The sequence below is a fragment of the Bradyrhizobium sp. genome, from assembly GCF_016213215.1.
In the GTDB taxonomy this organism is placed as follows: Bacteria; Pseudomonadota; Alphaproteobacteria; order Rhizobiales; family Xanthobacteraceae; genus Bradyrhizobium.
Genome location: NZ_JACRAW010000052.1, coordinates 1 through 4,736, shown reverse-complemented (window position 1 = coordinate 4,736; position 4,736 = coordinate 1). Strand labels below are relative to the sequence as shown.

Below are 4,736 nucleotides of genomic sequence, written 5' to 3'. Positions count from 1 at the left end.
GCCGCTTGCCCGGAAAGCCGGTCTTGACGGCATTTCGGAGCTCGTCGAGCGGATCAGGAGCAACGGCCAGCTTGCGACCGAGGTGGTCGAGGCCATGACCACCAACGAGACCTTCTTCTTTCGCGACAAGACCCCGTTCGATCACCTGCGCGAAACCATCCTGCCCACCCTGATGAAGGCGCGAGCAGGCCGCAAGACCTTGCGCATCTGGTCGGCTGCGTCATCGACCGGGCAGGAGCCGTACTCGATTGCCATGTGCGTGAAGGAAATGGGCGCGGTGCTTGCCGGCTGGAAGGTCGAGATCGTCGCCACCGATCTGTCGCACGAGGTGCTGCAGAAGTCGAAGGCGGGAGTCTACAGCCAGTTCGAGGTGCAGCGCGGTCTGCCGATCCACATGCTGGTGAAATACTTCACGCAAGCGGGCGAGTTCTGGCAGCTCAACGCCGACATCCGCGCGATGGTCCAGCACAGGCAACTGAACCTCTTGCAGGACTTCTCCCATCTTGGCAGGTTCGACGCGATCTTCTGCCGCAACGTCCTCATCTATTTCGATACGAAAACCAAGGCGTCGATCTTCGGACGCATGGCCAGGGTCCTGGAGGATGACGGCATGATGGTGCTGGGCGCGGCCGAAACGGTGGTCGGAGTCACCGACATGTTCCGGCCCTGTCCCGACCGCCGCGGCCTCTATCAGCTCAACCCCACGCCGGGCGCGGGTGTCCATGCTGGCGGGCCGACGTTCCAGCAATTCAAGGTAGCGGCAGCGCGCTGATGGCCTTCAAGGCGTAATCCGGCAAGGTCAAAACCGGTTTCTCGACGCGACAAACGCAAAGCGTTTGCGCGGATGCTCACAGGATCGCGTGCGGCAGGAAGCGCGAGCGGTTGCCGGTGATCGGGTTCTCGTCCTCGCGGATCGACAGGCCGCACGGGACGTGATCGACGAGCCAGCTTCCCAGCACCGGATAGAAGCCGGAAAATTCCGGCAGCGGCGACAACGCCTGGCGCACGAAGCCTTCCGCGCCATACGGGCCCGCCTGTTCGTCCACGGAAACGCCGCCGGCGACGAGTGTGACGTTGGCCCCTTCGCGCGAAAGCAGCGGCTTGCGCACGTAGGAGGCGCCGAGCTCGGCGGCTTTCGGATCGTCCTCGAAGAACGCCGGCAACAGGTTGGGATGGCCGGGAAACATCTCCCACAACAGCGGCAGGATGCCCTTGTTGGACAGTACCGCCTTCCACGGCGGCTCGATCCAGCGCGTTTTCGCCTCGAACAGCTTTAAGCCGAACGCGTCGTGAAACATCCACTCCCAGGGATAGAGCTTGAACATGAGCTCGATGTCGCGGTCCTCGAGATCGACGAAGCTGCCGCTCGTCTCGTGCCAGCCGATTTCCTCGATGTCGAGCAGCGTGGTGGCAAGGCCGGCCTGACGCGCGGTGTCTTCGAGATAAGCGAGCGTTACCGCGTCCTCGGTATGGCCGGTCGTGCCGGCGAGATGGACGTGACGGCGCGCGGCGATCCCTTTCCACGCTTCGATGAGCCGCTCGTGGATCGAGTTGAACTGGTCGGCGCGCGCGGGAATGATGTGCCGCTCCATCGCCTGTTCGAGCCAGGTCCATTGAAACACCGCGGCCTCGAAGATCGAAGTGGGGGTGTCCGCGTTGTACTCGAGCAGCTTCGCGGGCCCGTTGCCGTCGAAGCGCAGATCCAGCCTGCCGTAGAGGCTGCGGTCGTCGCGCTCCCAGCTTTGCGCGATCAGCGGCCAGAACGCTTCCGGAATCTTCAGCCGCCGCAGATAGCGCTCGTCCTTGACCGCGCGGCCGGCCAGTTCGAGACACATCGCGTCGATCTCGCCGGTCGGGGTCTCGATGGCGCGCTCGATCTCTTCGAGCGTGAAAGCGTAATAGGCGCGCTCGTCCCAATAGCGTTCGCCGTCGATGGTATGGAAATCAAAGCCGCATCGCGCGGCGGTCGCCTGCCAGTCGTCGCGCTCGGGACAGGTGATGCGCTGCATCAACCGCCGCCGGAGAAGCCGAAGGCATGGCCGAAGCTGCCGAAGCCGCCCCGCGTCACGTGGGATGAGGAATCCGAGGAAGTCGACGTGGAGGTGGCCGACGGTGAATGGCTGGATGAATTGCTGCTGAAGAAGCTGTAATGCGACCAGCGGCCACCGCTACCGGAGCGGCTCGACGTGCACGCCGTATTGTCCTGCGGCTGGGCCATGCCCGGGGCAGGCGGCTCGCACCTCTGCTTCGGCATCAGCGCATAGCCGGTTGCGCCGACCGCCAGCGTGCCCATCACCAGCAGCGCGACGTGGCCGGAGCGTTTTTGCGGCTGCGGCGGCGGACTGGAAGCAGGCCGCCGCTTGCCGAAATCCTTGGTGGGGCGTCGCTCGGCCATGGTTCGGATCAACGCCTAGTAGATCATCGAGGCGGCGTTGAGCGCGCCTGCCGCCAGCGAGGACAGGCCGAGCCAGATCGCCGGCGCCAGCTCGCCAGCCGCGATCCGTTTCGACAGGTCCGGCACCGGGACCTTCACGAGGTAGTAGACGATGACCTGGACGACCAGCGCGATCACGCTCCAGATCAGGCAGTCGATCACGTTGGCCGAATGCGCGATCGCACTCACCACCGGCAGTACGAAACCCAGCAGGCTGAGGCCGAGCGCGATCGCGGCCGCCGGCTCGTTGTCGCGGATTAACGCGAATTCGTTGTGCGCTGTGATCCTCGTGTAGACGAATAGGTAAGCTACCACCGCAATTAGCCCGGTGCAGAAATAGACTATGAAAGCGGGAAGGCCTGCGAGCGATTGCGCGATCATGGACGCTCTCTTCAGTGGGATTGGCGATCAGCCGGGCTGGAGGTGCCTATCATGCCAGCCTGACGATCCGCCAGAGGTCTTTGAGGGCACAGAACAGCCGCAGCCTGCGCAGGAAGAGCGCGCAGCGTCCGATATAAAGGTCGATGTCGCGCGGGCTCAAGGCGATGGCTCGCGTGTAGTCCGCAATGGCCAGATCGTCGTTGTCGACAAGCCAATGGGCGTCGGCCCGATTCCGGTAAAACCGTGCCTCGTCTTTCTTCAGCTCGATGGCGCGGTCATAATCGGCTATGGCGAGATCGTAGCGGTCCTTCATGTACCAGCAGTCGGCCCGTCCGCAGAAAGCGCCGGCTCGCTTGGCGGGATCGACGTCGTTCTCCAGCGCCCGGTCGCAGTCGATGATCGCCTGGTCGTAGTCGTCGAGCCGGTAGCGGGAGTTCGCGCGGTTGAGATAAAAGATCCCGCAATCGGGATCGCGTTCGATCGCCCGGTCGTAGTCGGCGATGGCTTTCAAATCGTCGCCGCTCAGGCTGCAGGAATAGCCCCGGTTGTTGTAGGTCGTCGCATCGGCCGGATCGAGCGCGACGCTGCGGCTGTAGTCGGCCTGGGCGCCGGCATGGTCGAGCAGGATATCCTTGACGATGCCCCGGTTGTTGTAGAACTCGGCCCGGGCCGGCTCGCATTCGATCGCCTTGTCAAAGCTTTCGAGCGCAAGCGCATAATCCTCGCGCTCCCGCAGCACGTTGCCACGGCCGTAATGGGCCTCGGCGAGAAAGGGGTCGATGGCAAGAGCCGCGCCGTAATCGGCCAGCGCGGCTTCGAGCTGCGATCCGGATTCGTGGGCCCAGGCTCTGCACAGGTAGGCATCCTCGTACTCCGGGTCGACGGCGATGATTTCCGTGAAGTCGCAAATGGCATCGTTCGGACGGCCGTCGTCCAGCAGCAGCACGCCTCGGCCAAGCAGGGATGGGATGTGCGAAGGGTCGGCGCGTAACGCGCGGCTATAATCGCGGATGGCGCCGGCAACGTTCCGGCAGGCCCGGTGGAAGACGGCCCGCGCTGCCCAGGCCTCGGCGCTGTCCGGATTCTGCTCGATCGTGTGGTTCAGGAACGCGAGTTCGCCGCCTAGGTCGGCGTCGGACCGTCCTGCCAAGGCTGAAATCGACATTTCCTGCGCCGGCTGATGATCCATTCTCTGTCGAGCCGGGCCGGATGCGGGTTCAAATTCGCTGAACGCTCCATTTGCGCCTTCGGCAAACAAAAACCCCGCCATTTGCGGCGGGGCTTCAGTTGGGGAGGAGCGAGCCATGGCTCGCGGCAGTAACCCTTGAGATCAGGCCGGGATGCGCTCGTCGGCCTCGTGCGGCTCTCGCAGCACATAGCCGCGGCCCCACACGGTCTCGATGAAATTGCGGCCTTCGGAGGCGTTGGCGAGCTTCTTGCGGAGCTTGCAGATGAAGACGTCGATGATCTTCAGTTCCGGCTCGTCCATGCCGCCATAGAGGTGGTTGAGGAACATTTCCTTGGTGAGCGTGGTGCCCTTGCGCAGGGAGAGCAGCTCCAGCATCTGGTATTCCTTGCCGGTCAGATGCACGCGCTGGCCGCCGACTTCCACCGTCTTGGTGTCGAGGTTGACGACGAGATCGCCGGTCTGGATGACCGACTGGGCATGGCCCTTGGAGCGGCGCACGATCGCGTGGATGCGGGCCACCAGCTCGTCCTTGTGGACGGGCTTGGTCATGTAGTCGGCGGCGCCGACGCCGAGACCCTTGACCTTGTCCTCGATGCCGGCGAGGCCGGAGAGGATCAGAATGGGTGTCTTTATCTTGGCGACCCGGAGCTGCTAGAGCACGTCGTAGCCGGACATGTCAGGCAGGTTGAGGTCGAGAAGGATGATGTCGTAGTCGTATAGTTTGCCGAGATC

Annotated in this window: 5 protein-coding genes and 1 pseudogene; 1 reads left to right on the top strand and 5 read right to left on the bottom strand. The window is 63.7% G+C overall.

Annotation, left to right across the window (positions count from 1 at the left end; all coding sequences use genetic code 11):
• Positions 1–772, top strand: a 772-nt coding sequence (locus HY852_RS09825) for a protein-glutamate O-methyltransferase CheR (protein ID WP_291604388.1), incomplete at its 5' end; no start/stop codon positions are given.
• Positions 773–848: 76 nt separating this feature from the next.
• Here HY852_RS09825 and HY852_RS09820 read toward each other — a convergent pair.
• The 5 genes and pseudogenes from HY852_RS09820 to ctrA form a co-directional block, all read right to left on the bottom strand.
• On the bottom strand, positions 849–2,009 hold the full coding sequence (locus tag HY852_RS09820) for a glutathionylspermidine synthase family protein (protein ID WP_291604387.1): 1,161 nt from the start codon (positions 2,007–2,009) through the stop codon (positions 849–851).
• Positions 2,009–2,395, bottom strand: a complete 387-nt coding sequence (locus tag HY852_RS09815) for a hypothetical protein (RefSeq protein ID WP_291604386.1) — start codon at positions 2,393–2,395, stop codon at positions 2,009–2,011. The genes HY852_RS09820 and HY852_RS09815 overlap by 1 nt, the downstream gene beginning before the upstream one ends.
• Before the next feature lie 15 nt (positions 2,396–2,410).
• On the bottom strand, positions 2,411–2,815 hold the full coding sequence (locus tag HY852_RS09810; protein WP_291604385.1) for a DUF350 domain-containing protein: 405 nt from the start codon (positions 2,813–2,815) through the stop codon (positions 2,411–2,413).
• Between the two features lie 49 nt (positions 2,816–2,864).
• Entirely contained in the window at positions 2,865–4,073 is a 1,209-nt protein-coding gene (locus HY852_RS09805) for a tetratricopeptide repeat protein (RefSeq protein ID WP_291604384.1), read from the bottom strand.
• A gap of 72 nt (positions 4,074–4,145) precedes the next feature.
• A pseudogene (gene ctrA / locus HY852_RS09800) lies at positions 4,146–4,736 on the bottom strand (response regulator transcription factor CtrA); the annotation flags it as partial.

Excerpts from the sequence above, each read along its gene's own strand:
- HY852_RS09820 (WP_291604387.1), bottom strand. The coding sequence starts at position 2,009 with ATGCAGCGCATCACCTGTCCCGAGCGCGACGACTGGCAGGCGACCGCC.
- HY852_RS09815 (WP_291604386.1), bottom strand. The coding sequence starts at position 2,395 with ATGGCCGAGCGACGCCCCACCAAGGATTTCGGCAAGCGGCGGCCTGCT.
- HY852_RS09810 (WP_291604385.1), bottom strand. The coding sequence starts at position 2,815 with ATGATCGCGCAATCGCTCGCAGGCCTTCCCGCTTTCATAGTCTATTTC.